General features: G+C 66.7%; 24 protein-coding genes and 4 tRNA genes. 12 read left to right on the forward strand and 16 right to left on the reverse strand.

Annotated elements, in window-relative coordinates; all coding sequences use genetic code 11:
* Nucleotides 1-101 precede the first annotated feature (101 nt).
* The 7 genes from HV783_RS04785 to rnr all read right to left on the reverse strand — a co-directional run bounded on the left by HV783_RS04785 (nt 102) and on the right by rnr (nt 7403).
* Complete coding sequence (locus HV783_RS04785) at nt 102-899, reverse strand: energy transducer TonB (RefSeq protein WP_175188774.1); 798 nt, start codon at nt 897-899, stop codon at nt 102-104.
* A 338-nt stretch (nt 900-1237) separates the two neighbouring features.
* Nucleotides 1238-1313, reverse strand: a tRNA-Val gene (locus HV783_RS04790).
* A gap of 148 nt (nt 1314-1461) precedes the next feature.
* Nucleotides 1462-1734: an HU family DNA-binding protein gene (locus tag HV783_RS04795; protein WP_003812968.1), complete on the reverse strand. Its 273-nt coding sequence runs from the start codon at nt 1732-1734 to the stop codon at nt 1462-1464.
* Nucleotides 1735-2090: 356 nt separating this feature from the next.
* Nucleotides 2091-2771 (reverse strand): Fe2+-dependent dioxygenase, encoded by a 681-nt coding sequence (locus HV783_RS04800; RefSeq protein ID WP_054501291.1) that lies wholly within the window; start codon nt 2769-2771, stop codon nt 2091-2093.
* A 53-nt stretch (nt 2772-2824) separates the two neighbouring features.
* Complete coding sequence (locus HV783_RS04805; RefSeq protein ID WP_054501292.1) at nt 2825-4069, reverse strand: cystathionine gamma-synthase family protein; 1245 nt, start codon at nt 4067-4069, stop codon at nt 2825-2827.
* A 42-nt stretch (nt 4070-4111) separates the two neighbouring features.
* Nucleotides 4112-4849: a 23S rRNA (guanosine(2251)-2'-O)-methyltransferase RlmB gene (gene rlmB / locus HV783_RS04810; RefSeq protein ID WP_054433280.1), complete on the reverse strand. Its 738-nt coding sequence runs from the start codon at nt 4847-4849 to the stop codon at nt 4112-4114.
* Nucleotides 4850-4937: 88 nt separating this feature from the next.
* On the reverse strand, nt 4938-7403 hold the full coding sequence (gene rnr / locus HV783_RS04815; RefSeq protein WP_054501293.1) for a ribonuclease R: 2466 nt from the start codon (nt 7401-7403) through the stop codon (nt 4938-4940).
* 181 nt (nt 7404-7584) lie between these two features.
* Between rnr and HV783_RS04820 the strand changes: the two genes are divergently transcribed.
* Nucleotides 7585-7669: transfer RNA gene (locus tag HV783_RS04820), tRNA-Leu, on the forward strand.
* Nucleotides 7670-7953: 284 nt separating this feature from the next.
* Here the strand turns inward: HV783_RS04820 and HV783_RS04825 are convergent.
* Nucleotides 7954-8565, reverse strand: coding sequence for a tRNA-uridine aminocarboxypropyltransferase (locus tag HV783_RS04825; RefSeq protein ID WP_175188775.1), 612 nt, complete (start codon nt 8563-8565; stop codon nt 7954-7956).
* 192 nt (nt 8566-8757) lie between these two features.
* On the opposite strand from HV783_RS04825, the gene HV783_RS04830 reads away from it, so the two are divergent.
* Nucleotides 8758-8842 (forward strand) — tRNA-Leu (locus HV783_RS04830).
* Nucleotides 8843-8981: 139 nt separating this feature from the next.
* Here HV783_RS04830 and HV783_RS04835 read toward each other — a convergent pair.
* Nucleotides 8982-9425 carry a GNAT family N-acetyltransferase gene (locus tag HV783_RS04835; protein WP_064524123.1) on the reverse strand — a complete coding sequence of 148 codons (444 nt, stop codon included), beginning with the start codon at nt 9423-9425 and terminating at the stop codon, nt 8982-8984.
* A gap of 118 nt (nt 9426-9543) precedes the next feature.
* Between HV783_RS04835 and HV783_RS04840 the strand changes: the two genes are divergently transcribed.
* The 4 genes from HV783_RS04840 to HV783_RS04855 all read left to right on the forward strand — a co-directional run bounded on the left by HV783_RS04840 (nt 9544) and on the right by HV783_RS04855 (nt 14661).
* Nucleotides 9544-10452 (forward strand): DMT family transporter, encoded by a 909-nt coding sequence (locus HV783_RS04840; protein WP_175188776.1) that lies wholly within the window; start codon nt 9544-9546, stop codon nt 10450-10452.
* A 31-nt stretch (nt 10453-10483) separates the two neighbouring features.
* On the forward strand, nt 10484-11428 hold the full coding sequence (locus HV783_RS04845) for an AEC family transporter (protein ID WP_054433276.1): 945 nt from the start codon (nt 10484-10486) through the stop codon (nt 11426-11428).
* A 149-nt stretch (nt 11429-11577) separates the two neighbouring features.
* Nucleotides 11578-12801, forward strand: a complete 1224-nt coding sequence (locus HV783_RS04850) for a YeeE/YedE family protein (RefSeq protein ID WP_116791056.1) — start codon at nt 11578-11580, stop codon at nt 12799-12801.
* A gap of 189 nt (nt 12802-12990) precedes the next feature.
* On the forward strand, nt 12991-14661 hold the full coding sequence (locus tag HV783_RS04855; protein ID WP_054501297.1) for an FMN-binding glutamate synthase family protein: 1671 nt from the start codon (nt 12991-12993) through the stop codon (nt 14659-14661).
* Nucleotides 14662-14695: 34 nt separating this feature from the next.
* Here HV783_RS04855 and HV783_RS04860 read toward each other — a convergent pair whose 3' ends face one another.
* Nucleotides 14696-16090, reverse strand: coding sequence for a phospholipase D-like domain-containing protein (locus HV783_RS04860; protein WP_162876548.1), 1395 nt, complete (start codon nt 16088-16090; stop codon nt 14696-14698).
* Between the two features lie 74 nt (nt 16091-16164).
* The gene (locus HV783_RS04865) at nt 16165-16497 is read right to left on the reverse strand and encodes an ElaB/YgaM/YqjD family protein (protein WP_054501299.1); all 333 of its coding nucleotides are present in this window, start codon (nt 16495-16497) and stop codon (nt 16165-16167) included.
* Nucleotides 16498-16822: 325 nt separating this feature from the next.
* Between HV783_RS04865 and egtD the strand changes: the two genes are divergently transcribed.
* From egtD to HV783_RS04885, 4 genes are all read left to right on the forward strand, one after another.
* Entirely contained in the window at nt 16823-17800 is a 978-nt protein-coding gene (egtD, locus tag HV783_RS04870; protein ID WP_064524130.1) for an L-histidine N(alpha)-methyltransferase, read from the forward strand.
* A gap of 36 nt (nt 17801-17836) precedes the next feature.
* Nucleotides 17837-19150 (forward strand): ergothioneine biosynthesis protein EgtB, encoded by a 1314-nt coding sequence (gene egtB, locus HV783_RS04875; protein ID WP_175188777.1) that lies wholly within the window; start codon nt 17837-17839, stop codon nt 19148-19150.
* Nucleotides 19151-19290: 140 nt separating this feature from the next.
* Nucleotides 19291-19367: transfer RNA gene (locus tag HV783_RS04880), tRNA-Met, on the forward strand.
* A gap of 438 nt (nt 19368-19805) precedes the next feature.
* Nucleotides 19806-20633, forward strand: coding sequence for a carboxylesterase family protein (locus HV783_RS04885; protein ID WP_054501301.1), 828 nt, complete (start codon nt 19806-19808; stop codon nt 20631-20633).
* A gap of 41 nt (nt 20634-20674) precedes the next feature.
* On the opposite strand, the gene HV783_RS04890 is transcribed toward HV783_RS04885, so the two are convergent.
* From HV783_RS04890 to HV783_RS04900, 3 genes are all read right to left on the reverse strand, one after another.
* The gene (locus HV783_RS04890; protein WP_144658064.1) at nt 20675-21592 is read right to left on the reverse strand and encodes a hypothetical protein; all 918 of its coding nucleotides are present in this window, start codon (nt 21590-21592) and stop codon (nt 20675-20677) included.
* A gap of 161 nt (nt 21593-21753) precedes the next feature.
* Nucleotides 21754-21945 (reverse strand): hypothetical protein, encoded by a 192-nt coding sequence (locus tag HV783_RS04895; RefSeq protein ID WP_054501303.1) that lies wholly within the window; start codon nt 21943-21945, stop codon nt 21754-21756.
* Between the two features lie 131 nt (nt 21946-22076).
* The gene (locus HV783_RS04900) at nt 22077-22331 is read right to left on the reverse strand and encodes a hypothetical protein (protein ID WP_054501304.1); all 255 of its coding nucleotides are present in this window, start codon (nt 22329-22331) and stop codon (nt 22077-22079) included.
* A gap of 258 nt (nt 22332-22589) precedes the next feature.
* Here HV783_RS04900 and HV783_RS04905 point away from each other — a divergent pair, with 258 nt between their 5' ends.
* On the forward strand, nt 22590-22781 hold the full coding sequence (locus tag HV783_RS04905) for a hypothetical protein (protein ID WP_006393830.1): 192 nt from the start codon (nt 22590-22592) through the stop codon (nt 22779-22781).
* A gap of 57 nt (nt 22782-22838) precedes the next feature.
* Here HV783_RS04905 and yddG read toward each other — a convergent pair whose 3' ends face one another.
* A complete protein-coding gene (yddG, locus tag HV783_RS04910; RefSeq protein WP_064524136.1) occupies nt 22839-23747 on the reverse strand; it encodes an aromatic amino acid DMT transporter YddG in 909 nt (302 codons plus the stop codon).
* 169 nt (nt 23748-23916) lie between these two features.
* On the opposite strand from yddG, the gene HV783_RS04915 reads away from it, so the two are divergent.
* Nucleotides 23917-24159 (forward strand): 6-phosphofructokinase, encoded by a 243-nt coding sequence (locus HV783_RS04915; protein WP_144658065.1) that lies wholly within the window; start codon nt 23917-23919, stop codon nt 24157-24159.
* Between the two features lie 19 nt (nt 24160-24178).
* On the opposite strand, the gene HV783_RS04920 is transcribed toward HV783_RS04915, so the two are convergent.
* Entirely contained in the window at nt 24179-25756 is a 1578-nt protein-coding gene (locus tag HV783_RS04920) for a diguanylate cyclase (RefSeq protein ID WP_064524140.1), read from the reverse strand.
* Between the last annotated feature and the right edge of the window lie 164 nt (nt 25757-25920).

The following is a 25920-nucleotide window of genomic DNA, read 5'->3' on the forward strand; positions in this document are numbered from 1 at the left end:
CGGGCGCCGCGGCGGCGGCGGGTGCCGCGGCCGCCGGAGCCGCTGCCGGGCTGGTGGCCGCCTGCGCCACCAGGGTGGCGCTGTGCATTGCGTTGGACATCTCAGTTCCTCATTACGAAATCGAACGGAATCTTTGCTCTGGCGGGATATGCCACGCCATTGCGGCTATAGGGTTTCATGCGGGCCTTGCGCGCGGCGGCCAGTGCCGACTCGTCCAGCCTGGGAAAGCCCGAGGACGCGTCGATCGTGGCCCGCTCGACCAGCCCCTGGGTATTGATTTCCACCAGCACCACCACCCGCCCCTCTTCCCGCATGCGGCGCGATGCCATCGGGTAGTTGGGCATCGGTCGCGCGCCCAGGTATTCGATCTGGGTTTCCTGCAGGATCTGGTCGGGCGGCGGACCCTGGCGCGGGGCCTGGGTGGTCTGCGCGCCTTCCGTGGCGCCGGCCGGCGGCGTTTCCACCGGCGGCGTCTCTGGCTTGGGCTCGGGTTTGACTTCCTGCTTGGGCTGGGGCTTGGGTTTGGGTTTGGGCTTCGGCTTGGGGGCCGGCATCGGCGGCTTCTCGACCACCGGCTCGGGTTCGGGCTCGGGTTCCGGCTCCACCTTGGGATCCGGTTCGGTTTCGGGCTCGATCTCGGGCTGCGGCTCGGGCGGCGGTTCCGTCACCGGCTGCGGCACTTCCGGCGTGGGCTCGGCTTTGGCGATCTGCGGCGTGGGCGCATCCACCACACTGACCATGATGGCCTCGGGTTCCTCCAGTTCAGGGCGGTTCTCGGGCGCCAGGTAAATGGCATAGACCACCGCGGCATGTAGCGCAACGACCGCCAGGCCTGCGCCTATGCGTATACCAAGGGAAGACGGCGGTGAAGAGTTCAAACCACGTTGAAAGCTAGGCATGAATCAGCCAGGGTGCATTAACTTATCTGGCCAGCCAGGAAAAAACGCGCGCAACGAGCGCACGCCGGCTGACCGGTACAAGCCAAAGATCATAGCTTAAATGCGAATGATTCGCACGTCATATTTCGTCTGCAATAGCGTAACACCCTGATGCGGCGCCAACCCCGCGCCGGAATACACGCCACCAACGCACACCACCAACGCGCGCTCCCAATGCACGCAACCCATACCGCAACCCAGGCATGCGAACGAAACACGAAGCCGAAACACGAACCCGAAGCGCGCAAACAAAAAACCCGCCACGTTACCGTGTGCGGGTTTCTGTTTTGGCTTGCTGATGGTGGGTGCTACAGGGGTCGAACCTGTGACCTACGCCTTGTAAGGGCGCCGCTCTACCAACTGAGCTAAGCACCCGTCCTGATGATGGTTTCGCCGCGAACGAACTGCGGAGAAAACGCTAGCCGGGGTACTCAAAAGCAATACGCGGGCCGGAGTATACCGGACCGCGTACCTGTCGGCAAATCAACGCAGGCCGCGCCCGCTCGATTCGCCGATCCGTCAATTAGTTGACGGCGTCCTTCAGGGCCTTGCCCGGACGGAACTTCGGCACCTTGGCCTTCTTGATCTTGATGGTTTCGCCCGTGCGCGGGTTGCGGCCGGTGCGAGCGGCGCGAGCCGACACGGCAAACGTGCCGAAGCCCACCAGGGTGACCGTACCGCCCTTCTTCAGGGTGGTCTTGACGGCGCCAATCAGGGCGTCAAGCGAACGACCGGCGGCAGCCTTGGAGATATCGGCCTTGCTGGCAATGTGATCGATGAGTTCGGTTTTGTTCATTCAGGTGTACCCCTCACAAGGTATGGAGTCTGCCGGGAGTGCAGTTCATCATGGCTGCCATCTTGGACATCACGACTTGCGCGTAGACCCGACAAACGACGAACAGACTAGTGGATAAACTTTTTCTTGCGCTGCAAAGCACAACTTTTAAACTGCTGCGCCGCCTAGGTTTCAAGGGCTTTCGAGCCCGTGAACCGTCAGCGACGCAGACATGTATTAGGCCTTGGCGTAGAGCGGCTGTCAAGCGAAAACCTCACGTCAAGCCGCACCAATACTAGCTTTTAGGCCTTTTCGCAATAAACAAAAACGCGCATTTCGGGGTTTGCGCGACACCGGCGCAACGCCCCGAAATTCGCTCACACATCGGCCCAGCGGCGCAGCAGGTTGTGATAGATGCCGGTGAGCTGCACGATCGATGGATGGCCGGCCGCGTCCTGGTTCAGACGCTGTATGGCGACGTCCATGTCGAGCAGCAAGGCACGCTGGCTGTCCTCGCGCACGAGGCTCTGCATCCAGAAGAACGCGCTCACGCGCGCGCCACGCGTCACCGGGTTGACCTTGTGCAGGCTGGTGCCGGGATACAGCACCATGTGGCCGGCGGGCAGTTTCACCGTGCGCGGACCGTAGGTGTCGTCGATGACGAGCTCGCCGCCGTCGTAGGAATCGGGATCGGAAAAAAACAGCGTGGCCGACAGGTCGGTGCGCACCCGCTCGGCGGTGCCGGCGATGCCGCGCACGGCGTTGTCGACGTGATAACCGAAGGCCTCGCCACCCTCGTAGCGGTTGAACAGTGGCGGGAAGATCTTGCGCGGCAGCGCCGCCGACATGAACAGGTTGTTGCCGGACAGGCGCTGCAGGATCAGGTTGCCGAGTTCCTGCGCCAGCGGATGCTGCTCGGACAACTGGCGGTTGTGCTTGACCGAGGCGGACTGGAAGCCCGCGGTAACCTTGCCATCCACCCAATCGGCGGCATCAAGACGCTGGCGGATGGCGGCCGCCTCGTCGGGTGTGAATACTTCGGCGATCTGTATAAGCATGGGTTCCTGCGCAGGTAACGGCCGGCACGTCACCGCGCCGAAGCCCCGCCCGATTATCCCTGCAGGCAGCCGTTGAGCGCCTGATCGAAGTCAAATAGCAGATCAGTCTCATCCTCGATGCCCACCGACACCCGGATCAGGCTATCGGCGATGCCCATCTGCTTGCGACGCTCGGCGCCCATCTCGTAGTAGATGGTGTGCGCGGCAGGCAGCGCCAGGCTGCGCGTGTCGCCCAGGTGCGTGGCCATCAGCACGATGCGCAGGCGGTTCAGGAAATCGAAGCAGTCCACGCCGTCGGCCAGCTCCACGCCCAGCAGCCCGCCGAAGCGCGCGCCGAACAGCGCCGCGGCGCGCGCATGCTGCGGATGGCTGGCCAGGCCCGGATAATGCACCTTGGCCACGCCGCGATGCTCTTCCAGGAAGCGCGCCAGCGCGAGTGCGTTGGAACAATGCTTGGCCATGCGCAGCGCCAGCGTCTCGGCGCCCACCGCGATGCGATGCGCGGGCTCGGCCGCGAGCGTGCCGCCCATGTCGCGCAGGCCCTTCTTCTTGATCTGGGTCAGCCCCCAACCGGTGGAGGGGCCTTTGCGATAGGCGTCGTAGATGTTCGAATAGCCTGCCCAGTCGAACAGGCCGGTGTCGGTGACCGCGCCGCCCAGCGCGTTGCCATGGCCGCCGATGTACTTCGACAGCGAGTTCATGACCAGCGACGCGCCGACCGTCGACGGCCGGAACATCCACGGCGAGGTCAGCGTGTTGTCCACGACGTAGACCAGCCCCTTCTCGCGGCAGATTTCGCCAATGACCGCCAGGTCCGCGACCTGGGTCCCGGGGTTGGCGATGGTCTCGGTGAACACCATGCGGGTGTTGGGCTGGATCGCCGCGCGCACCTGCGCCGAATCGGTGGCATCCACGAAAGTGATCTCCACGCCCAGTTCCAGCAGCGTGCCCAGCAGGCTGTTGGTGTTGCCGAACACGTACTGGCTCGACACCAGATGGTCGCCCCGGCGCAGCAGCGTGGTGAAAATGGCGGCCAGCGCGGCCATGCCGGTGGCAAAGCTTACCGTGCCCTTGCCGGCTTCCATGTGGTTGATCTTCGCTTCCAGCGCCGTGGTGGTCGGCGTCCCCTGGCGAGCGTAGGTGAAACCAGGCTTGCCCTGGAACACCGCGGCCAGCTCGCGCGCATCGGCGTAGGCGAACTCCGACGAGGGATGCATGGGCTTGTGCACCGCTCCGTGCTCGACGGATTGCTGGCGGTCGGAATGGAGGATCGTGGTGGTAAAGCCGTTCTGGTGCATGATGGGCTGCGCGGGAAGGAAGATAGCGATGGAAAAGACAGTTCAGGCGCGACGCTGGCGCACGGTTTCGTAAAGGCAGACGGCGCTGGCCACGCTGACGTTCAGGCTCTCGACCGATCCGAGCATCGGGATGTTCACGAGCTGATCGCAGGTCTCCCGCGTCAGGCGGCGCATGCCCTCGCCTTCGGCCCCCATGACCCAGGCCATCGGCTGGCGCGCGTCGATCTGGTGCATGCTGTCGGTCGCCTGGTCGTCGGTGCCCACCAGCCACACGCCACGGTCCTTCAGGCCGCGCATGGTGCGTGCCAGGTTGGTGACCATCAGGTAGGGCACGGTATCGGCCGCGCCGCACGCCACGCGCTGCACCGTGCTGTTCAATCCCACCGCGCGGTCGCGCGGCGCGATCACGGCATGCACGCCGGCGGCGTCCGCCGTGCGCAGGCAGGCGCCCAGATTGTGCGGATCGGTCACGCCGTCCAGGATCAGCAGCAGCGGCGGCCCCTCGATCACGTCGAGCACTTCATCCACGTCCACCGCCAACTGGCGCTCTTCGGCCAGCGCCACCACGCCCTGGTGGCGGGTGCCGCGCGCCAGGCCATCGAGGCGCTCCATGGCGACCGGATGCAGACGGCAGCCCGCCTTTTCAACCTGCTCGATGAACGTCTGCATGCGCTTGTCGCGACGCGACGCTTCTACGTAGATTTCCTTGATCGAGTCGGGCGCGTGGCGCAGCCGCGCGACAACCGCGTGAAACCCGGCAAGGACTTGGGTCGACGCCATAAATGCAAATACCTTTAGAAAAACGGATGCCCGCCCCAGAGGGGGGCGGGCCGCCGGACGTATCCGGCCATAGCCGCAATGTTACCCCTTAGTGGCGCTTGCGCACCGCCTTCTTGGCCGGCGCGGCGCGTTGCGGGGTCTTGGGCGGCTTGCCGGCCTTCTTGGCTTCGGCTCGCCGCTCCTTGGCGGTCTGGCCCTTGAGCGCGGCCGGCTTGGGCGCCGCCGCCTTCTTGACGCGGCGCGGACCCTCGTCCGGACCACGCGCGGACGCCTTGCGCAGGGCGTCGAAACTGGTGCCTTGCACCAGGCGGAACTCGATGCGGCGCGCCTCCAGGTCGACGCGCGACACCTGCACCTGGACCTTGTCGGTCAGGCGGTAGCGCATGCCGGTGCGTTCGCCGCGCAACTCGTGCAGCGCATCGTTGAACTGGAAGTATTCGCCGCCCAGCTCGGACACGTGCACCAACCCTTCGACGTGCAGCGTATCCAACGTGACGAAGATGCCGAAGCTGGCCACGCCGGTGACGGTGCCGCTGAAGTCCTCGCCCACGCGCTCCTTGACGAACCAGCACTTGAGCCAGGCCTCGACGTCGCGCGAGGCTTCATCGGCGCGGCGTTCGCTGGCCGACAGGACAAGGCCCATCTTTTCCCAGATGGCGTGTTCGTGCTCGCGCTGGGTGCGGCCGATGACGACCGGCTGGTCGTCCAGGCTCGGCACGTAGCGCTGGCCGGCCAGCAAGGCCTTGATGACCCGGTGCGTGAGCAGGTCGGGATAGCGCCGGATCGGCGAGGTGAAATGGCTGTAGCCGGGATAGGCCAGGCCGAAGTGGCCCACGTTGTCCGGGCTATAGATGGCCTGCTGCATGGAGCGCAGGCACATGGTCTGCAGCAACTGGTAGTCGGGACGGCCGCGCACGGAGTCGAGGAAGTCGCCGTAGTCCTTGGCCGTGGGCGTATCGCCCCCGCCCAGCGACAGGCCCATCGTGCGCAGGAACTCGCGCAGCGATTGCAGGCGCTCGGGCGTCGGCCCCTCGTGGATCCGGTACAGGCCCGGATGCTTGCTGCGCGTCATGAAATCGGCCGCGCAGGTGTTGGCCGCCAGCATGCACTCTTCGATCAGCTTGTGGGCATCGTTGCGCACCGACGGCACGATCTGTTCGATGCGGCCCAACTCGTTGCAGACGATCTTGGTCTCGACCGTGTCGAAATCGATCGCGCCGCGCTTCTTGCGGCTCTGCGACAGCAGGTGGAACAGTTCATACAGGCTCTGCACCTGCGGCATGACGGCGCGCATGGCATGGGCCGCCGGGCCGCCGGGCTGCTGCAGCGCCGCCCAGATATTGGTATAGGTGGTGCGGGCATGCGAGTGCATCACCGCGTTGTAGAACTGGTATGCCGTAACCGTGCCGGCCTTGGCGCCCGACGCCGGGATCACCATGTCGCAGACCAGCACCAGGCGATCGACATCGGGATTCAGCGAGCACAGGCCGTTGGACAGCGACTCGGGCAGCATCGGAATGACGCGGCGCGGGAAATACACACTGGTGCCGCGCTCGAGCGCGTCATCGTCCAGCGCGTCGCCGGGACGCACGTAGTGGCTGACGTCGGCAATGGCCACCAACAGGCGCCAGCCCGGACGCTTGCGCTGGCCCGTGCCCAGTTCGACCGCCTCGCAATAGACGGCGTCGTCGAAGTCGCGCGCGTCTTCGCCGTCGATGGTGATCAGGGGCACGTCGCGCAGGTCGACGCGGTCTTTCAGGTCGCCCTTGCGGACCACGTCCGGCAGGCGGGCGGCCTGCTTGCGCGCGGCCTCGGAGAATTCGACGGGCACATCGAACTTGCGCACCGCGATCTCGATTTCCATGCCGGGATCGTCGATCTCGCCCAGCACCTCGGACACGCGGCCCAGCGGCTGCGTATGGCGGGTGGGCTGCTCCATGATCTCGACCGACACCACCTGCCCGTGCTGGGCGCCGTTGGTGTCGCTGGGCGGAATCAGGATGTCATGCTTGATGCGCTGGTCTTCCGGCACCACGATGGACAAGCCATGCTCGTGCAGGAAGCGCCCCACCAGTTTGTTGGTGCGCCGCTCGATGACCTCGACGATGGTGCCTTCCGGCTTGCCCCGGTATTCGCCCGACGGCTTGACCAGCACGCGGTCGCCGTGCAGCACCTTGAGCATTTCGCGCGGCGACAGGAACAGGTCCGGCCCGCCGTCATCGCGCAGCAGGAAGCCGAAACCGTCGCGGTGGCCCAGCACCTTGCCCGCCACGAAGTCCAGCTTGGTGGCCAGCAGCAGCACGCCCTTGCGGTTGGGCATCAATTGGCCATCGCGCTCCATCGCGCCCAGGCGGCGCTCGAATCCCACCATCGTCGCAGGACGCTCCACGCCCATGCGCTCGGCGAGCTCCACCGGAGATAACGGCGCCCCCGCGGATCGCAGCGCTTTCAGGATGGCTTCACGGGACGGGACATCGGGATCGAAGTCTGGCGGCGCTTCCGGCAACGGAGTGGATCTGTTGTTGTTCGATTCGTTATTCGATCGTTTTGCCAAAGCTAATTTTTCCGTATATAATGCGCAGCTTCTGTGGTTCGCCCAAGGCTGAACACTGAAGCAGAAATGGTCAGACGGATTGTAGAGTGGTTTTGCAATTACGCTTTGAATACATGAGAATAAAAACCTCATGCAATCGAAGTGGCAGCGTATCACAAAGTTCTGACTGAAATGTCTCAGTGCCCAGGTGGCGGAATTGGTAGACGCGCATGGTTCAGGTCCATGTGCCGCAAGGTGTGGAGGTTCGAGTCCTCTCCTGGGCACCACGGAATTTCAGCTGAGGCTGTTTGGGTTTGCGATGAAAAAAACATCGCCGTGAAATCAAACAGACAGCATTGGCAAAAAAGTTGAAAACCCCGGAAATCGCAAGATTTTCGGGGTTTTTGCTTTGAGCTGCGTGAATGGTCTGGCGTGAACTGCTTTGCACGGCATCAATTGCCCTGTGCCGACCCATCCGCGACCAGATTCAAAGGCCATCACAAGGATGGTGATGCCCCCACCCCAACGTTAGCCCCCCCCCCCGGGACAGTATTGCTCGATCGGACAACCTTCAGCGCCACGGCACCTTGCGGTTCAGGTGATGGCGCGCATACAGGTCCGCCCCCATCCCCGCGATCTGGCCATCGATCAAGGCCTCGAACGGCCGCAGCAGTTCATCGAAATTACCAGGCGCCTCCAGCGCATTGAGCGCGTGCGTCACCGCCTCGATGGTGGACAGCGCACCCGGAATGTCCGCGTGCCGCACCCGGTAGCGCGACGTCAGGCCGGGCGGCAGCATCACGCGCGGCAACGCGGCCAGTTGCGGATTGATGTGCAGCAGCTTGCGCGCATGAGTCCAGGTGCCATCGGGCACGACCAATTGCACCGGCCCGCCCGTCGCGGCGGCGCACCCCGGAATCAATACCTCCGCGCCCTCGCCGGGAAACAGCACGCAGGGTGCATACCCAGGCTCGGCCCACTGCTCATATTGAAAGCGCTCGCCCACCAGGCGCCGCGCGCCTTGCAGCCCCAGCACCGCCAGCCGCGCCGTGTTCAGCGCATGGCGCGCCTCGCTCGGATGCTGCAACACCACCACGCGGGTGCGCGGAGTCAGCGTCGGGATCAGGGCGCAAAGGCAATGGGATTCGGGGCGCTTACAGCGCAGGCAAACAGGGCGTGACATGGGGCGACACTATAGCGAAGCCGGCCGCATGGAAAAAAAAGTGAAAAAAATGCTGCATGACTTGCACACTTCCAAAAAAGTATGCATAATCTCGTTCCTCTGCTGTTGAACACGAAACGAAACGCAGCCGGTAGCAAGAAGTCGAAAGATGGAATGCAAACTGGAAAGCGACGCGGAAGGTAAGACATCAGCGCCCAGGTGGCGGAATTGGTAGACGCGCATGGTTCAGGTCCATGTGCCGCAAGGTGTGGAGGTTCGAGTCCTCTCCTGGGCACCAATTATTACATCACGAGGTACCTGTCGTGATGCGCCAAGAAAGACCCCGTTCGCGAAAGCGTCCGGGGTTTTTTCTTTTGCGGCCCGAATGATCAGGCCAGCCTGGACAGCCGGCCGATCGTTCGCTCGTTCGCAAGCGCCTAGGCCAGCATCCGCGTCATGACGACGTGCGCGATGCCGGCCTCCATGAACTCCTCGCCTTCCACCTGGAACCCGTGGGCCTCGTAAAAGCCCTTGGCGTGGGTTTGCGCGTGCAGCACCAGCATGCGGTGGCCATCGCCATGACCCTGGCCGATCAGGGCGTCGAGCAACTGGCCGCCCACGCCCAGGCCGCGCGCCCGCTTGTGCACGGCCATGCGGCCGATGTGGCCGTCGGGCAGCAGCCGGCCGGTGCCCAGCGGCGTGCCGTCGGCGGCGTAGGCCACCGCATGCACCGAGACCGCGTCGTCGTCGTCCATCTCGACCTCGGGCGGCACGTTCTGCTCGACCACGAAAACGTCATAGCGGACCGACGAGGCGTCGTCGCGCAGGCGATCCCAGGTTCCCAGGGTGATACGTACCGTCGGCTTTTGTTGGTTGGCCATTTTTTTCCCTCGCGCCACTGCTGAATATGAATCCACTGTCGACATTTTCGCAGGGATGGCGTGTCGGCGAAACAGGCGTACCATCGCGGCTGGCCCATTCCCGCAGCTGATCGCCATCATGCCGCAAGCCGCAACGCCCGCCTGGTTGAAATTCGCGCCCGCGCTTTTCCTGCTGCTGTGGTCCAGCGGCTTCGTCGTGCTGAAAGTGGGGCTGGCCTATGCCGACCCGATGACATTCCTGGCACTGCGCTACGCCTGTGTCGTGGCGCTGCTGATGCCGTTCCTGCTGGCGCTGCGGCCGCCGCTGCCGCAAGGCACCCGCGCCTGGGGCCACCTGGCCATGGTCGGCCTGCTGCTGCAGGCGGGCTACTTCTGTTTCACCTACCTGTCGCTCAAGCAAGGCATGTCCGCCGGCGGACTGGCGTTGATCACATCACTGCAGCCCATCCTGATCGGGCTGCTGGCGCCGGTGATCGCGCACGAACGCGTCGATGCGCGGCGCTGGGCCGGGCTGGGACTGGGCGTCTCCGGCGCCGCGCTGGTCATCATCGCCAAGGCCTCCATCGACCTGGCCTCGACGCTCGGGCTGGTGTTCGCGGTGGCCGCGCTGCTCTGCATCACCAGCGGCACGCTGTATGAGAAGCGCTTTGGCGTGCAGACCCACCCCGTCACCTCCAACACGGTGCAATACGCCGTGGGCCTGGCGGTCACGGCGCCGCTGGCCTTCTGGCTGGAGCCGATGCGCATCGACTGGACCGGGCCGTTGCTGGGTTCGCTGGCGTACCTGGTGGTGGGCAATTCGCTGGTCGCCATCACGTTGCTGCTGGCCATGCTGCGCCATGGCGAAGCGTCACGCGTGTCGGCGCTGTTCTTCCTGGTGCCGCCATCGACCGCGGTCATCGCACTGCTGGTGCTGGACGAGCCGATCCCGCCGCTGGCCTGGCCCGGCATGGCCCTGGCCGCGCTCGGCATCCTGCTGGTGACCCGTTCGGCGCGCACGCCCGCGCCGGCGCGGCAAGTAGAATGAGCGCCCTTTCGCGCCCATTTCCGCCGCCGCCATGAATGCCGTCATCACCGCCGCCCTGCCGGTCTTCGCGCTGATCCTGACCGGATGGCTGGCGGCGCGCTGGCGCATCCTGGGGCCGGCCGCCACCGACGCCCTGAACCGCTACGTGGTCTACCTGTCGCTGCCGGCGCTGCTGTTCCGCGCCATGACGCAGGTGGACCTGGCGCACATGGCGCACTGGGGCTTTGTCGGCGCGTTCGCCGGCGGCATCGCCGTCACGTTCGCGCTGTCGTTCCTGCCGCGCAAACGCGGCCCGCGCGGCCTGACCGACCGCAGCATCGAAGGACTGGCGGCGGCCTACGCCAATGCCGGTTATATGGGCATCCCGCTATGCCTGGCGCTGTTTGGCGCCGAAAGCCTGGCGCCGGCGGCCTTCACCACATTGATGACGGCCAGCGTGCTGTTCGGTTTCGCCATCGCCCTGATCGAATTCGACCGCCAGCAGGCGCCCGGCCTGGGCGCCACGCTGGTGAAGGTCGGCCGCGCGCTCATGCGCAATCCGCTGCTGGCCGCGCCGGTGCTGGGCCTGGCGTGGGCCGGCACCGGGCTGGCGCTGCCCGAGGGGCTGGATCGCTACGTGTCGCTGCTGGGCGCATCCGCCAGCCCCTGCGCGCTGGTCACCATCGGCCTGTTCCTGGCGCAGACCGAGACCGCAAGCCCGGGACCAGGCGTGCTGCGGCTGGTGGCCGGCAAGCTGCTGCTGCAACCGGCCGTGACGGCGCTGCTGGCGTTCCAGGTGTTCTCCATGCCGCCGCTGTGGGCCTGGACGGCGGTGTTGATGAGCGCCCTGCCGATCGGCACAGGCCCCTTCATGCTGGCGCAGATGTACGGGCGCGACGCGCGCGTCACCTCGCGCGCCATCCTGGTGTCCACGGTGCTGTCCGTCCTGACCGTGAGCCTGCTGGTAGCCTGGATCAGCGCGCATCCGATCTCCTGAGCCGCGCATCTTTATATAATCAAAAGTTATTAAAAAAGCACCAATAAATGCTTTGAGAAATTATTGACCGCCTTTAGACTTTATCCACGACAACGGGTGCGGCTACGCGCCCGTTTGCTTTTCCCTTATCGAATTCCCGGGACTCTCCCATGAGCGCCAACACTTCCACCCTGCCCCTGCCCTCGGCGCTGCCGCCAATCCAGATCAACCGCAAGCCGCTCTGGATCGCGCTGCTGCTGGTGCTGGCCGGCGCCCTGTACCTGAACCAGACCGTCAGTTGGCGCCAGGGCGCGTTGTGGATCGTCGGCGCGCTGCTGGGCGTGGCGCTGTACCACGCGTCGTTCGGCTTCACCCAGGCCTGGCGCGTGTTCGTGTCGGACCGCCGCGGCGCCGGCCTGCGCGCGCAGATGTTCATGCTGGCCATCGGCGTGCTGCTGTTCTTCCCGTTCCTGGCGCAAGGCTCGCTGTTCGGCCAACCCGTCAACGGCCTGGTCTCGCCACCAGGCGTGTCGGTGCTGCTGGGCGCGTTCCTGTTCGGCATCGGGATGCAGTTGGGCGGCGGCTGCGCCTCGGGCACGCTGTTCGCGGTGGGCGGCGGCAATACCCGCATGCTGGTCACGCTGCTGTTCTTCATCATCGGCTCGGTCATCGCCACCGCCCACTTCGGCTGGTGGTCGACCCTGCCCGCGCTGGCGCCGACCTCGCTCATCAAGACCTGGGGCCTGGCGCCCGCCATCATCGCCAACCTGGCGGTGTTCGCGCTGATCGCCTGGATCGCCACCGTGCTGGAAAAACGCCGCCATGGCCACGTGATCTCGTTCGCCTCGCGCACCGCGCGCCCGGCCTCGCTGCTGCAGGGCCCGTGGCCGCTGATCTGGGGCGGCGTGGCGCTGGTGGCGCTGAACTTCGCCACGCTGGCGCTGGCCGGCCGGCCCTGGGGCATCACCTCGGCGTTCGCGCTGTGGGGCGCCAAGGCGCTGGACGCGATGGGCGGCGACGTGGCCACCTGGGCCTACTGGAGCAAGCAGGCCGCGCTGGGCGCGCCGCTACGCCAGGACGTGACCACGGTGATGGACATCGGCCTGATGCTGGGCGCGCTGGCCGCGGCCAGCGCCGCCGGCAAGTTCGCGCCGGTCTGGAAGGTGCCCGCGCGCTCGCTGGCCGGCGCGGTCATCGGCGGCCTGCTGCTGGGCTACGGCGCGCGCCTGGCTTTCGGCTGCAACATCGGCGCCTACTTCAGCGGCATCCTGTCGGGCAGCCTGCATGCCTGGCTGTGGTTGCCGGCGGCGTTTGCCGGCAGCGCCCTGGGCGTGCGCCTGCGTCCGCTTTTTGGCCTGGCGGTGGAAAAAACGCCGTCGGCATCCAGCTGCTGAGAAACACTGTTCCAGCAACAGCCCCCTTCCGAGGGGGCTTTTTTTCGTCCATGCCTCGCAACGCCAGCATTGGCGCGGTTTCCGCAATGGCGGACGGGGTGGTCGCGGCCGCCGGGCCGCGCCTTGCGTTTACCGGTTTTACAGCCGCCCTGGTGTATGGTTGCTGCATTCCGCAATACGGAGACGGACATGCAATGGATTGCCGGCCGCTACACGGCCTTTATCTTGACCCTGGTGGCCGCCGCCGCGACCACCATCCTGGTGTTCACGGATTCGTACTGGTGGCTGTGGGCCGCCGTGCCGCTGGTACTGCTGGGCCTGCTGGGCGTGTACGACCTGATCCAGACGCGCCACGCCATCCGCCGCAACTATCCGGTGCTGGGCAATCTGCGCTTCCTGTTCGAATTCATCCGCCCCGAGATCCGCCAGTACTTCCTGGAAGACGACACCCAGGCCTCGCCGTTCTCGCGCGCGCAACGCTCGATCGTGTACCAGCGCGCCAAGCGCGAGATCGACAAGCGCCCCTTCGGCACACAGGAAGACGTGTACGGCGATCGCTACGAGTGGATCAACCATTCCATGTCGCCCACCCACATCGGCGACACCGACTTTCGCGTGACCGTGGGCGGCCCGGACTGCACCCAACCGTACGCGATGTCCGCCTTCAACGTGTCGGCCATGAGCTTTGGCGCCCTGTCGGCCAACGCGGTGCTGGCGCTGAACGAAGGCGCGCGGCAAGGCAACTTCGCGCATGACACGGGCGAAGGCGGCATCAGCCGCTATCATCGCCAGCCAGGCGGCAGCCTGGTGTGGAACATCGGCTCGGGCTACTTCGGCTGCCGCGACGAGCACGGCGCCTTCTCCGAGGAAGCCTTCGTCAGGAACGCCTGTACGCCGCAGGTGAAGATGATCGAGATCAAGTTGTCGCAGGGCGCCAAGCCGGGCCACGGCGGCATCCTGCCAGCCGGCAAGGTCACGCCCGAGATCGCCGAGGCGCGCGGCGTGGCGCCATGGCAGGACTGCAACTCACCCGCCAGCCACTCGGCCTTCGACTCGCCCATTGGCCTGATGAAGTTCGTGGCACGCCTGCGCGAGCTGTCCGGCGGCAAGCCGGTCGGTTTCAAGTTCTGCGTCGGCCATCCGTGGGAATGGTTCGCCATCGTCAAGGCCATGCTGGAAACCGGCATCACGCCCGACTTCATCGTGGTCGACGGCGCCGAGGGCGGCACCGGCGCCGCGCCGGTCGAGTTCGTCGACCACGTCGGCACGCCGCTGCGCGAGGCGCTGCGCCTGGTGCACAACACGCTGATCGGCGTGAACCTGCGCGACCGCATCAAACTGGGGGCCTCGGGCAAGATCATCACCGCGTTCGACATGGCCCGCGTCATGGCCATGGGCGCGGACTGGTGCAACGCCGCGCGCGGCTTCATGTTCGCCATCGGCTGCATCCAGGCCCAGGCCTGCCACACCGGCAAGTGCCCTACCGGCGTAACTACCCAGGATCCGCTGCGCCAGCGCGCCCTGGTGGTGCCGGACAAGGCCCAGCGCGTAGCCAATTTCCACAAGAACACGCTGCACGCGCTGGCCGAGCTGCTGGCAGCCGCCGGCCTGACGCATCCGAACCAGTTGCGCCCGCACCATATCGCGCGCCGCATTTCATCGAGCGAGATCCGGCTGCTGTCGGCGCTGTTCCCGGAGCTGGCGCCGGGCGAACTGCTGCGCGGCGAGTTCCGTCACCAGGTGTTCCGCGCCGGCTGGTCGATGGCGCGCGCCGATTCGTTCCAGCCCACCCACGACATCAGCACCGCGCTGGCGCAGGAATACGTCATGGCGCATCCGCCCCAGGCGACGCCGGCCTGAGCGCGGGCCGGGCCGCGATGGCGCTCGCCGCGGCCTACAGCCAGCGCTCGAACATGCGCGAGAAGAACTCCATAAAGCGGTCATCCACGCCCCGGGCGCGCCAGGCCTCGGGCGTGATGCGCACCGACTCGGTCACGTCGCGCTGGAACAGCGCTTCCATGTCGGCCGCGAACTCCGGTCCCAGCACCACCGCGTTGACCTCGTAGTTCAAAGCGAAGCTGCGCCAATCCATGTTGCTGGATCCCACGGTGGACCAGACGCCGTCGACCACCGCGGTCTTGGCGTGCAGCAGCGCGTCGCGCCGCTCGTAGATCTTCACGCCCGCCTTGAGCAGCTTGCCGTAATGGGAGCGGCCGGCATTGAACACCAGCGACGAATCGCTGAAGCCCGGCAGCACCAGCGCCACGTCCACGCCGCGCTGCGCGGCCGCGGCCAGCACGTCGACAAAGGCCGGGTCGGGCACGAAGTACGCCATGGTGATGTGAATGGAGCGCTGCGCGCTCTCGAACGCGGACATGAGCGTCAGATAGACGGTGTAGCCGTCACTGCGATCGGGCTGGTTGGCCAGGATACGCACACGCGTCGGCCCGACGGGCGGCGCGATCGCCGTGCCGCCGCCACGCAGGGGCTCCTTGGCCTGCGACTGCCAGCCGTCCCGGATCACCGCCTCCAACTGGGCCACGGCCGGCCCCTCGATCTGCAGATGCGTATCACGCCAGGGCGCGGCCTGGGCGTCGGTTCGCTTTGCGTCGGCTCCGCTGCCCACGCCGCCCGATGCGCCGCTGCCGCTGGCGGGCGACGAGGCGTACACGGCGCTGACATTGATGCCCCCCAGGTAGCCCACCTTGCCATCCACCACCAGGACCTTGCGATGGTTGCGCTGGTTCGGCGACCAGCCGGCGCGGCTGCCATTCACGGGGCTGATCGGATTAAAGACCGCGACCTGCACGCCGGCGTCGCGCAGGCGCTGGAACAGCGCGTCGGGCGTCTTGATCGTGCCCACCGCATCCACCATCAGCGCGACATCGGCGCCGCGATTGCGCGCCGCGATCAAGGCCTCGGCAAAGCGCGCCCCTTCCGCATCATCCTCGAAGATGTAGGTTTCCATGTGCACGTAACGCCGCGCCTGCGCGATCGAGCGCAGCATGGCCTGGTAGGTCCCCGGCCCGTCGGCCAGCAGGCGCACGCGGTTGCCGGCCAACAGCGGCGCGCCGCTGACCGCTTCCTCGACCGCCAGGTGGCGCGCCAGGAAGTCATTCCTTGCATTGCGGGGATCCGCCGCGATGTCGTGGCCGCGGCGGTAACTGGCCTGCGACGCGTCGGCGGACAGGCCGGCCTGGGCCTTGCGGACGGCGCGTTCCTGCGCATCGGGCACGCTGGCGCAGGCGGCCAGCAGGGCCGCGCAGCAGGCCAGCGCCGCCGCGCGCATGGCGCCTCGCCATGCGCGCCACCCCCGCGCCAACGGCGCGGGCAGGCCCGGTGGTGGCCTCATGGCGCGAGGGCTCAGCGCCGGTTGGCCAGCAGGCAGCAGCCCAGCAAGACGCCCACCAGCGTCGCCACACCCACCGATTTCCAGGCGTGCTCATGGACGTATTCATCGGCATAGGCCTTGGCGCGGCGGGCGCGCTCGCGCGCCACGCCTTCCCACTCGCCCGCGGATTCGCGCGCCTCGGCCAACTGGCGCGTCAGGCGCGCGCGCGCCGCTTCGATCTCAGAGCCGGTGTATGAGGCGGTCGAACGCAACAGGTCCTCCGTACCGGCAAGCAACTCATGAAGGCTGTCGCTCACGCGATCGCGGTGCAGGGCCATTTCGGCGCGTTGGTGCTTTCTATTCATAGTCGCTCCTTGTCGCGGGTTGCTCAGACAGTCTTGCGGCTCGCCGCCAGACCGTGCCCACATTGTGGCCATTCCCGCCGCCGCGCGCCCGAGCTTTCGCAACCAGCCGTTAACCGATATTTCAGTGGCGCGCCGCTTGCTGAGGCCTCCCGGCACGGTGACGGCCGGACGTACCGTCCCCGTGTGCGGCCGGCCTTTCCGCCCCCGCCAATTTCGTAAAAGTCCATTGCATTTCAGTGGCTTAACTTGACACCGGAACCCCTCTGGCGGCCACAATGTGTTTTTTGCAATGCGCTTCATCGGCCTCAAAAAAGGAACTGAACGCATGGTCTCTCCCTCCGCACTGCTCGCCGGCGCCGCCCCGCGGTTCCTGGCGCCGCAACCCCAGCCCATGACCGCCGAGCAGCAGGAATTGCGCGACGGACTGCTGGATCATCCCGCTCATATCGACCCCAAGTTTCTCTACGACGCGCTCGGCTCATCGCTGTTCACCGCCATTACGCAATTGCCGGAGTACTACCCGACCCGCTGCGAAGCAGAGATCTTCACGCGGCACGGGCAGGACATCGCGCGCCACATCGGTCCGGTGCAGGCCATGATCGACCTGGGCGCGGGCGACTGCGTCAAGGCCGAGCGGCTGTTTTCCAGCCTGCGGCCGCGCCATTACGTCCCAATCGACATTTCCGCCGACTACCTCCAATCCGCGGTGCGGCGGCTGCGACTGTCGTACCCGGACCTGCGGATCACGCCCATCGGCCTGGACTTCTCCCAGGCGCTGGCCTTGCCGGCGGATATCGGCACCGAGCAGCGCCTGTTCTTCTATCCCGGCTCCAGCATCGGCAATCTCGACCCGCAAGCCGCGCTGGCCATGCTGCGGCGGATCCAGCGGCAATGCGCCGGCGGCGGGCTGCTGGTCGGGGTCGATCGCGTCAAGCCCAGGCAGGTGCTGGAACCGGCCTACGACGACGCCCTGCACCTGACCGCGGCCTTCAACCTGAACCTGCTGCGCCACGTCAATGACCTGCTGGGCAGCGACTTTGATGTCGATGACTGGCGCCATGTGGCGCTGTTCAACAGCGACCAATCGCGCATCGAGATGCACCTGGAAGCGCGCCGTTCCGTCACGGTGGCCTGGCCCGGCGGCCAGCGGCGCTTCGCGGCGCAGGAGCGCATCCATACCGAGAACTCCTACAAGTTCACGCCCGAAGCCTTCACCGAATTGCTGCAGCGCGCGGGATACCACGACATCCACCATTGGTCGGACGCGCGCGGCTGGTTTTCAGTATTCAGCGCCCGTGCCTGACACCGCGCCCCCTCAACCCGCCCCTGGAGGATCGCCATGGAACCTGCCTGCCTGCTGACCCACCCGGCCAACGGCCCCTATGCCGCCGGCCAGGCCGGCCAGCATGACCGGTACGATGCCGTGCGTGCCACCACCGTGGCGCTGGCCGCCCCCCTGAGTCCGGAGGATTGTCAGGTGCAGTCCATGCCGGACTGCAGCCCGGTCAAATGGCACCTGGCGCATACCACCTGGTTCTTCGAGACCTTCCTGCTGACGCACTTCGATCCGGCCTGCCCCGCGTTCCACCCGCAGTATCGGATGCTGTTCAACTCCTACTACAACGCCATTGGCGCCAAGCATCCACGGCCGCAGCGCGGCCTGCTGACGCGGCCGCCGCTGGCCGACGTGATGCGCTATCGCCAGCACGTGGACGAAGCCATGCACGAGCTGATCGCGCGGCTGGGCGGCAACGATCCGGCCTTCGACGCCCTGCTGGAACTGGGGCTGAACCACGAGCAGCAGCATCAGGAACTGATCCTGACGGATATCAAGCACCTGCTGTTCGCCAACCCGCTCAAGCCCGCCTACGTCGCGTCGGGTTCGCCCGCGCTGCCACCCGGCACGCCCGCCGGCTGGACCCGCTACAACGGCGGCGTCGTCCGCATCGGCCATGACGGGCAGGGCTTCGCGTTCGACAACGAAGGCCCGGCGCACGACGTGCTACTGGCTCCCTTCCACCTGGCCGACCGCCTGGTGACGCAGCACGAATACCTCGCCTTCATCCGCGACGGCGGCTACAAGCGGCCCGAACTGTGGCTGTCGCTGGGGTGGGAGCGGGTCTGCGCGGAAGGCTGGCGCGCGCCGCTTTATTGGGAAGGCCAGCGCGATGACTGGCGGGTTTTCACGCTGCGCGGCATGCAGGAGCTGGAATTGCAGGCCCCGGTCACGCATATCAGCTACTACGAGGCCGACGCCTATGCGCGCTGGGCACGGGTGCGCCTGCCGCGCGAGGCCGAGTGGGAGCACGCGGCGCGGCAACTGCCCGACGGCGCTTGGTCGAACCGCGCCAACCTGCTGGAAAACGGCCACCTGGATCCCCGCCCCGCCCCCGCCCGGCAGGGCAGCGGCCCGGCGCAGTTGTTCGGCGACGCCTGGGAATGGACCGCCAGTGCCTACGATGCCTACCCCGGCTTCAAGCCCGATGCCGGCGCGGTGGGCGAATACAACGGCAAGTTCATGTGCAACCAGTACGTGCTGCGGGGCGGCTCCTGCGCCACCCCGCGCGGCCACATCCGGCCCAGCTACCGCAATTTCTTCCCGCCGGAAGCGCGTTGGCAGTTTTCCGGCATTCGTCTGGCGCGGGATGCCTGACGGAGTGACTGCGCGGTCGTAGCGGGCCGCCCGCGGCCTGAACAAAAAAAGCCGCCCCCTACTTGCAATCCTAAAAAATTCCATGCTAGAATTTCGTTCTTCGTTGCTTGGCTTTCATTGAAACCTGCGACGATAAGGATGGCGCATTAGCTCAGCCGGTTAGAGCGACGGAATCATAATCCGCAGGTCCCCTGTTCGAATCAGGGATGCGCCACCAGAATTCAAAAAGGCCTTCACTTGCGTGAAGGCCTTTTTCCATTGGGGCGCCGGAACAGGGGTGCGGACCAGGGGTGCGCACCAGGGGGGACCGGGGGTGCGAACCAAAGCGTGCCGGCCCAGATCGAAGGCCGAGGGCTCGCCACCCCGACATCACTTTCGCGACCACGTTGCCTGCGGCCCGCATTTGGGCCCTTCACACATTTCCACATATTCCCCACATTTTTCCCGCATACCGGCGCGGTGCGCCCTTTTAGAATCTTCGCGCACCACGCCCACCACAATCTCATGGGGAGAATCTGACATGCCCTCCAGCCGCATCCAGGCTTGGCGCCCCGCGCAAGCTCGCCGACCTGTCGCCCCGGCCGCCCCCCTGGCAACGCCTGGCCGCCAAGGCGTCATCATCAGCAGCGGTATCGCTGGAATCGCCGCACGCGCCGTGCTCGCCGCGATCCTGGGCCTGACCATCGGCCGCGCCTGTGCCGCGCAAGGCGGCGTGCAAGCCTCGAGCGTCAGCTACGCGCCCACGGCCGCGCAATTGCAGACCGTCGAGACGCTCAAGCAGGCCCCCATCGACGCCTTCGCGCCGGCGGAATTCGCCCGCGCCGGCAAGGCCCCGCTGCCCTATCGCCTGGTCTCGCCGGTTGCGCCTGAAAGCGGCAAAAAATACCCACTGGTGGTGATTTTCCACAGTTCGGGCGGCGTCGGCACCGACAACCTGCTGCCGCTGAACGCGTTCACCCGCGCCTTCGGCTCGGCCGAATCGCGCCGCGATTTTCCCGCCTATGTACTGGTGCCGCAGACACCAGGCCGCACCGCCAACTATGAAAAGGACCGCCATGGCGTGCGGGTCTCGAAGGCCGGCGCCGACCTGCCTGACGTCATGCGGCTGGTCGAGGACATCGCCCGGCACCATCCGGTCGACGCCAAACGGATCTATGCCGTCGGCTTCTCGATGGGCGCATCGGCCGCGCTGGACGCCGCCGTCGCCTCGCCCGGGCGCTTCGCCGCCATCGTCGCCATGTCGGGCGTGCCACCGGAGCGCTCGCTCGCCAAGCCGCTGGCGGGCGTCCCCACGCTGCTCGTCCATGGCACCGCCGACCAGGAAAATCCCTACGAGGGCAGCCGGATCTGGGCCGAAGCGCTGGCGGCCGCGGGCGGCCATCCGATCTTCGTCACCTACCAGGGCATGGATCACCGCATCGCGCCGGAGCTGCTGACCGCCAGGCCCTGGCGCGAATGGATGTTCCAGCAGAAGCTGCCTTGAAGCGGCGCGGGGCGTGATGCCCCGCGCCTCGCCTGCCACGATTATGGCTTGAACACCGTGTCGCGGCGCCGCCCGCCCCAGGTCGCGCACAGGCTGGCCACGAACGCGCCGATCAGCATGGAGGCAAAGCCCCACAGCGCCAGCGCCGCGGCGGCCTTGCGTGCCGCGTCGGCGGCCTCGCGCGCCTTGTGCTTGGCGTCGTCGGCGGCCTGCCGGGCCTGCTGCAGCGTCTGGTTCACGCGCTGCTGCGCGGCGGCGGCATCGATGCCCGCCTGCGCCGCGATCACCCGGGCCACATAGTCGCGGTCGGCCGGGGTCATTTCGCCGCGAGCCAGGCTCATGGCGACGATGCGACCGACTTCAGCGCGGGCCGCGGCGCGATCGCCGCCGGCATCGGGCCGTTCATTGCGCAGCAGCACGTCCGTGAAGTAATCGCCGGCGCCGTCCATGCCGCCCGCCGCGGCTCCCGCGCCAGCGGCGGCGCTTGCCGTCACCGCTGCGCCCGCGCCCGCCGCCACGGAAGCGCCGGCCTTGGCCGCGCCCGATGCCAGCGTGGCAATTGCCGAGCCCAGCAGGGCGGCGCTCACGACAGCGCTCAATGCCCACACCAGGAAGCCGTGCGCGGTGTCGCGGAAATAGACCTCGTCGCCATGCACGTCGGCCCATTTGGTGCGCAGCCGGCCGGCGACATAGCCGCCAACGCCATAGGCCACGATCTGGGTGAACAGCATCCAGGCGATCAGGCCGATGCCCGCCGTGGGCGCGGAGACGCCCTCCCCGCTCCAAGGCGAGATCGACAGGAAGCCCAGGCCGGAGCCGCCCGCGAATAACGCCAACGACAAGGCCGCGGCGATGACAGCGCCGGCGAATACCGCGGCCCAGGATACGGCGGACACCGCCGATTCCCTCACCGGCGGCACGCCGTCGTAGGGCCGGTTGGCCGAGAGTGCATTTTCCATGGTGATTCCTCGTTCACATTGCGCGCCGTGGCGCGGGACCGGACTGGCTCAATGCCAGAACAGCGCCAGCAGGATGATGATGGGAATGGGTACCCCCAGCAGCCATAACAGGATCGAACGCATGCAAGCCTCCTTGGAAGTGGGATCGGATTTGGTGGCGCTCAGGCCAGGTCGATCGTGCCCGGCGCGCGCGGATCGGGCGGCGGGACGACGTCGGGCTCGCCCGGATCGTCGGGCGCGTGGTTGGGATTGGGGCGCGGGTCGTCGGGCCGCGGTGGATCGCCGGGCAACGGCGGATCATCGGGCGGCACGTCGTCGGGCGCGTCCGGCGGGCGATGGTCGGGTGGGAACATGGCGGATCTCCTGGGCGCGCCTATCGCGCCAGCCCGCTGCTCAGCAACTGCCATGCCCGGCGCGCCGGCCGCCATCGGCCCGACGCAAAAAAGCCCTCCAGCGAGGGCTTTCGGGCATGGCCGGCCGGATATCAGGACCTGGACGGCTTGCCGTCCTTGGCGGAAGTCCCGGCGTTCGGATCGCTATTGCCCAGGAATTCCACCACGGCGGCCTTGCCAGCGGCGGAGGCCTCGTCCTGGCTGGCATAGCGCCGTTCGGAATAATTGGTGCTGCGCACATTGCCGGTGTCGGGATCCAGCAGGGTGATGATCCAGGCGAATTCGCCCGGCAGCAACTGCCTGACCTGCAGTGTGGCGCGCGTGCCCGGGCGGAGTCGTTGCGGCATTTCGCGATCTGGAGAGTGGGTGGACGCCGCCATCGTAGCGCAAAGCGCGGGCGCGGCGGGGGCGGAAAAATGCTGCGCCGCACACCGATTTCATGCTGCACGGTGCGCGGCAAAAACGCCACAGCACGCGCCCGAGCCAGGAAAACCCTAGCGCCACACCCCCGCATACAGGCGCACAATCAGACTAAACGTAGCGACGTAGTGACAGACCGCAGTAGCGGCGCCGCATCCCTTTAATCAGGCGAGGACGGAGACATCATGACTTACGTAGCAGTGGTAATCAGCTGTTTGATGGTTGTGGGTATCGTCGCGTTGGTGGTTCAAACGATACAGAGCGCGGGACCCGAGCCGTGGCTGAAAATATCGGCGGCGATCGTCAGCTCGCTGTTCGCCTCCCTGTTGCTCATTCCGCTCGGCTACGCCGTGGCGCAGACCATCGTCCTGGAATGAGCCGACGGGTTCCTCCGGAATCCCCGTCAACCGATGAGCCAGGAGATTGCCACGGGGCTACTTGCCCCGGGCGGGCCTGCCGCGCGTCGCCGCCCAGCAGATCAGCGAGCCGGCGGTGACCATCGCCACGCCTTGCCAGAATGTCATGGTCAAGCGCGTGGACAGCCATATGGCCGCAAAAAAAGTCGACAACACGGGCGTGAAATAGGACGCCGTGGCCAGCAGCGTCAGATTGCCGCTGAGAATGCCCACGTTCCAGAGCGCGTAACCGGCCGCCATGGCGCCGCCCGTCACGCACAGCTCGAGCACGGCGGGCCAGGCGAACGGCAGCGCCGGCTCGGCGCTGAATCCGTATTTGATCCACAGCACGGCCGCGGTCAGCATGAAGAACAACGCCACGCCGTTCTTGCCATCAGCGTAGCGTTTCGTGACGTTGCAATAGAAGGCCCAGATGACGGCGCCGCTGAACGCCAGACCATAACTGAGGGGATTGCTGGAGACATTGGCCGCCACGCGCGACCAGGAAACGCCGCCGTCGCCGCCGACCACCCAGACGATGCCGCACAGCGACAGCGCAATGCCCGGCAGCACCCAGACGCTGGCGCGCTGGCCGTTGATCAGGATCGCCAGGATGACGGTAAAGCACGGCCACAAGTAATTGACGATCCCCAGCTCGATCGCCTGGCCGCGGTTGGCGGCGAATCCCAGCGACAGCGACAGGCAGATTTCATAGGCCACGAACAACAGGCTGCCGGAAACCAGGTAGGGGCGCGGGAATGAACGCACCCGCGGCCATCCCAGCAACAGGACGAGAAATGCCGAACCGACCGTATAGATCAGGGCCGCGCCGCCGATCGGCCCGAAACGCTCGCTGACACCGCGAATCAGGCCGACGACGGTGCCCCAGAGCACCACGGCCATCACTCCCATCAATGTCGCCGCATTGCGGCTGGGGGCAGATTGCATTGCTTTTTTCCGATTTCCCGAAGTCCATCCCGGGCGCCGCGCCATGGCGCGCGCCCAAAACGACGCAGTGTAGCGAAAACGGAAAACCCGCCGCGGGAGGGCCGGCACGGCAATTGCGGGCCGACGCGGCGCGACCGATCGAATATCAACAAGAAGGAGATCTCGCCGCATGACCATCTCTGTACGCAGGCTGAGCGACGTGCTCGCCACCACGGCATCCGGCCGGCTCTACCGGATCGAAGTGTTCTCGCACGCCGACCCGCGCACGGGGCCGCCCATCACGGTCCACTACATTCTCAGGACCTCGGAGGGAGAGCGCGTGATCGCGTTGGGGGAACGGCGCTATCGCCTGAAATCGGGCGAGGTGCTGACCGCCCTGCCGCCCGCCGCCGCGCCCCGCCACGGCGCCTGATGCGCCGGGCGCGGCCGCGTCAACGCTCGTCGGACGCGACCCGCCGCTTGCCCAGACCCTTGGCCCGGTACAGCGCGACGTCGGCCCGCTCCAGCAACTGCAGCATGGTGACGCCCGAATCCGGATAGACGGCGATGCCAACGCTGGCCGAGACCGCGACGCGGATCTTGGGGTAGGGCAAAGAGAGGCTCTCGACCAGGGACTCGGCCACCGCCTGTGCGTTTTCCTGGTTGGCGCCGAGCAGCAGCACGGCGAACTCGTCGCCCCCGAGCCGCGCCGCCACGTCCGAAACGCGAATGGCGGTGGCCATGCGGTCGGCCGCTTCCTTCAGGACGGTATCGCCGGCGGCATGCCCATGCAGGTCGTTGACCGCCTTGAAACCGTCCAGATCGATCGCCAGGATCGCGAACGTCGCGCCGCTGCGCTGCGCCACCGCCAGCTCGCGCAGCACCAGCTCGCCGAACAGCACCCGGTTGCACAATCCGGTCAGGGGATCGTAGTGCGCCAGGTGCTGCGCATGCGCCAGCATCCGCGAGGCCTGCAGCAGCGCCGTGCCGACCTCCTCTGCCTCCTTGACCCGCGTGCCAGGCAGTTCGACGGTGCGGCCTTCGCCCAGCGCCAGAGCCGGGCCGACCAGCCCCTGCACCGCCGACGTCAGCCGATTGGCCAGCCGCAGGGCCAGCCACAACCCCAGCCCGAACGCCGCCACCGTCCCCAGCGCCAGCCAGGCGATCGAGCGGTAAAGGTCGGTCGTCACCAGCGTCATCGGCGCGCCCGCCGCCACCGTCCAGCCGGTCAGGCCCGAGCGGCTGAACGCGGTGTAGACCGGCGTGCCTTCCTTGGTGGTGGACTCCAGCGAACCCTCGTTCTCCAACTGCACCGCGCGCGCCAGCGTCGGCACCGCCTTCTGGCCCACGAATTTCTCGGGATCGCGCGTGCGCGCGATGATGGTGCCGTTCTTGTCCAGCACTGCCGCCACCCAACCGTCCGGCAGCCCGCGCCGCCCCAGCACGTTGCCGATGCGGTCGGGCGAGAGGCCCACGTTCAGGCTGTAGATGACCTCGTCGCCACGCACCACCGGCACCCCCAGCGCGATGGTCGGCGTGCCGCTGAGCGCGCCGATGAACAGGCTGCTCAGGACGGGTTCACGCGCGCGGAAAACCCGCGCCAGCTCCTGCGACACCCCCGAAGACGGCAAGGGCGTGCCGTAGGGCACCATGGTGTTGACCACCTGGCGGCCCTCCTTGTCGGTCAGCACGTAACTGTCGACGATCTGGAACTTGATGGCTTCGCGGGCGCGCTGGTGGAATCCGCCCAGGTCGCCCCCCACCAGGTCGGGGGACGACGCCAACATCTGCAAGCCGGCTTCGACGCCGGTCATTTCCCGGTCGAGAATCGCGGTCAGGTTGCGGGCCAGGAAAATGGTGTCGCGGAATATCCGCTCTTTCTGGATCAGGTAGCTTTCATAAACGGCGATCGAAGACACCGCCAGCGCCGGCGCAATACAGGCGAACACCAGCACCAGCAGTCCGGTTCGCATCGAATACCGGAGCTTCGGGCGGACCCGCGCGGCGACCAGGCTTTCGCCGTCAGCCATATTATTTTTCCCTGCCGCGCATTTGCACGGGGCAAAACGCTTGCCGACACTGCACCCTCTGACCCATTGCGCCTCTCCTGGAACAGTCATCCGGGCCGACGGCCCGAGGGGACGGAAAACCAGAAATTATTGCAGAACCAGACCGCAGCACATCATCCATCGCC

It is taken from the genome of Achromobacter dolens, from assembly GCF_902859745.1.
Lineage (GTDB): Bacteria > Pseudomonadota > Gammaproteobacteria > Burkholderiales > Burkholderiaceae_B > Achromobacter > Achromobacter dolens.